The sequence below is a fragment of the Rathayibacter sp. AY1D5 genome, assembly GCF_002932515.1.
Lineage (GTDB): Bacteria > Actinomycetota > Actinomycetes > Actinomycetales > Microbacteriaceae > Rathayibacter.
Map to the genome: position 1 here is coordinate 1 of NZ_PSVU01000100.1, position 3151 is coordinate 3151.

The window sequence follows — 3151 nt, forward strand, 5'->3', positions numbered from 1 at the left end:
GAGCGGGCGTCATCGCTCGGCACCGGGCCCGGCACCGCTCCGCTCTGGGGCCTGCCGAGCGGCGACAAGGACCTCTGGCGGCGCGCGGGCGTCCCCGGAGCGTCACTCCACCGCGTCGGCGACCGCGGTCACGACCGCGCGGAACCGGTCCGGCGCCTCGCGGATCCGCCGCCGGAGGAGGACCCCGGCGAGCGCCGACGAGGCGGGTGCGGCGACCAGCTCGCACTCGACCCGGGCCCCCTCCTCGTCCGCCAGGACCCGCCACTGCTCGACGCCGAGCACGGGGAGCCGGCGCTCGAGCCCGCTCCCCCGCCGCTCGTAGGCGCCGTCGGCGGCGAGGACGTCCGCGAGGGCGGCGAGCACCGGGGCGGGGTCGGCGTGGAGGACGGAGGCGAGGGCGAGGAGGCTGCGCACGGCGGCAGTCTCGCACGCCCCCGCGTCAGGAGCGGGCGTCGAGGACGCGCCGGAGCCAGTCGAACGACGCCTTGGGCACGCGGTCCCGGCTGCGCGTGTCGACGGCCACGAGCCCGTGCGGGCGGCTGTAGCCGTGCTGCCACTCGAACGCGTCGACCAGGGTCCAGAGCTGCACGGCCTCCACCGGCAGTCCGTCGTGGACGGCCTCGGCGAGAGCGGCCAGGTGCGCCCCGAGCCAGCGGATCCGCTCCGTGTCGACGATCGCACCCTCGCGATCGGGCTCGTCGGGGTAGCTCGCGCCGAGCGCGGTCACCACCAGCGGCGGCAGGGCGTCGCCGTAGCGCTCCACGAGGGACCGCAGCACCGAGACCACCGCCCAGGGTGCGACCGGCGAGCCGTCGCCCGTGCGGTCCAGCTCCGGCCAGGGCGCCGTGTGGAAGGGGAGCGCGGGAGGAGCGCCCACCCCGGTCGGCAGCGCCGGGTCGCGGCCCGCCACGATCCGCAGCGGCGGCAGCGGCGCGACCGCGTAGAAGTCGAGCGGAGCCGAGATGCGCGCGAGGTCGACCGGATCCGCCTGCGCGAGGGCGCCGAGGAACGGCGGCAGCTCCTCCGGTCCGACCGGGAAGGACCCGGTCAGCACGGCGTCGGCCACCAGGCGGTTCCGCAGGACGTCCGCCAGGGAGGCGAAGGCGCGGTCCCGGTCGTCGTCGGAGGCGGGCTCGACGGGCGCGAGCGCGTCGACCAGGCCGATCCTCCCGGACACCTCCGCCGCCCGCAGCGCCTCCAGCGCCACACCGTGCCCGAGGAGCTGGTGGTGCAGCGCCGGCAGGGCGCTGAACAGCCGGCCGGCGCCCGGCGCCTGCCGCGCGAGCGCGTAGCCCTCGAGCATCACCGTCGACGGCTGGTCGAGGGTGATCCAGTCGGCGACCCGGTCGCCGAACCGCCCGCCGAGCTCGAAGGCGAGATCGCCGAAGCGGAACGCGGTGTCGCGGTTCATCCAGCCGCCGCTGAGCGCCGACGGGGTGTCGCGGTGGTGCAGGGTCAGCGCGACCCGGATCCCCGTCTCGGCGAGCCCGTCGAGCAGGCGGTCGTAGAAGCCGAGCCCTCCGCGGTCGATCGGCCCGCGGCCGTCGGGATGCAGCCGAGGCCACGAGACCGAGAGCCGGAGCTCGTCGACGCCGAGATCGACCATCAGCGCGAGGTCCTCGCGCCAGCGCAGGAGGAAGTCCGTCGCGATCTCGGGAGTGGCCTCCTCGGCGATCGTCCCCCGTCGCAGCGCGAAGTCGTCCCACACCGACCGGCCCCGGCCGCCCGCCTCGAGGGAGCCCTCCGTCTGGAAGGCGCTCTGCGCCAGTCCGATGCGCAGGCCCGGCGGCAGGAGCCCGCCCAGCTCGCGCGGATCGTCGAAGCGCGCGGCCTCGACGCGCACCTCCCGCCGATCGCGCCCGCGGGCCTCGTCTTCGCGCATTCCACTGTCCTCCGGATCTGATCGACGGGTATATTCTCGCGGAAGCGCTCTCCCGGATCTCCCCGACTCCCCCGACCGGCCGAGACGCCTCCTCCGGATGGTGTACATCCGGGAACAGTGGTGCGGCGCGCTTGACAGCTCCCCACTGCCCCCGTGCAATGGACGCATCGTGAAATCGGGCGTCGACGTGGCAGTACCGGGGGGTTCACCGGTCGTGCCGGTGCCCCGACTCCGCCGATCCCCGCGGCGCACGGCCGCCCTGCTGCTGGTGCTCCTCGCGGCCGTCGCCTCCGTCTCCGGGCTGGCCGCTCCGGCCGCGCAGGCCGCAGCTCTCGCGATCACCGCTCCCGCCTCCGGCGCGGTCCTCAGCACGGGAGCGACGACGGTCACCGGCACCGCGACGGCCGGGGACCAGGTGCAGATCGGGCTCCGCGGCGGCGGCGACCCCCTCTGCATCACCACCGCGGGCCCCGACGGCGGCTGGAGCTGCGCCGTCTCCCTCGACGACGGCCCGGCGACCCTGGTCGCGGTGGAGCTCCTCGCCGGCGGCGGGACCACCTCGGCCGCCGTCCCGATCGCCGTCCTCAGCGCCCCCGTCATCGAGTCGGTCGACGGCTCGGCGACCTCCGCGGGCTCGGTCCGCGGCACGGCCTACCCCGGCGCGAGCGTCGCCGCGGTCTCGAACGGCGGCGCCGCGTGCCTGGCCACCGCCGACTCCGGCGGCGCATGGTTCTGCCAGCTCGCCCCCACTCCGGCGCCGGGCAGCTACCGCGTCACCGCGACGCAGACCGCCTCCTTCGCCGGCAGCGCCGCCTCGCCGGCCAGCGCGCCGGTGACCCTCGTGGTCGACACCGCTGCTCCTGCCGCCCCCGCCCTCACCTCGCCGTCGAACGGCGCCGCCCTGCCGCTCAGCGGCGCGTCCTACTCCGGGACGGGCGTGGACGGCACTCGCGCCTACGTGTACGTGGACCGGGTCAACACCTGCGACGCGGCGGTCAGCGGAGGCGCCTGGAGCTGCACCGGCGGCACGATCACGGCGGGCGCGCACCGGGTCTCCGCCATCGCCGGCGACAGCGCCGGCAACTACAGCCCGCCGAGCCCCTGGATCGACGTGACCTTCGCGGCGGCGACGACCGCTCCCACCGGCACGCCCAGCGCGACGACGCCGGCCGCCCCCGGAGCCGCGCCCAGCGCGCCCGGGGCCGCCGCGTCTCCCGCTCCGAGCAGCGCGGCGCCGACCGCGTCTCCGTCGCCCGTCCGCCCCGGAGA

General features: G+C 76.8%; 2 protein-coding genes and 1 pseudogene. 1 reads left to right on the forward strand and 2 read right to left on the reverse strand.

Annotated elements, in window-relative coordinates; translation table 11 throughout:
- Positions 1 to 102: 102 nt before the first annotated feature.
- Both C5C82_RS16920 and C5C82_RS16925 read right to left on the reverse strand, forming a co-directional pair.
- Positions 103 to 414 (reverse strand): hypothetical protein, encoded by a 312-nt coding sequence (locus C5C82_RS16920; protein WP_104227427.1) that lies wholly within the window; start codon positions 412 to 414, stop codon positions 103 to 105.
- Between the two features lie 25 nt (positions 415 to 439).
- Positions 440 to 1882, reverse strand: a complete 1443-nt coding sequence (locus C5C82_RS16925; RefSeq protein ID WP_181072930.1) for a glycoside hydrolase family 1 protein — start codon at positions 1880 to 1882, stop codon at positions 440 to 442.
- A 220-nt stretch (positions 1883 to 2102) separates the two neighbouring features.
- Between C5C82_RS16925 and C5C82_RS16930 the strand changes: the two are divergent.
- Positions 2103 to 3151, forward strand: a pseudogene (locus C5C82_RS16930) (hypothetical protein); the annotation flags it as partial.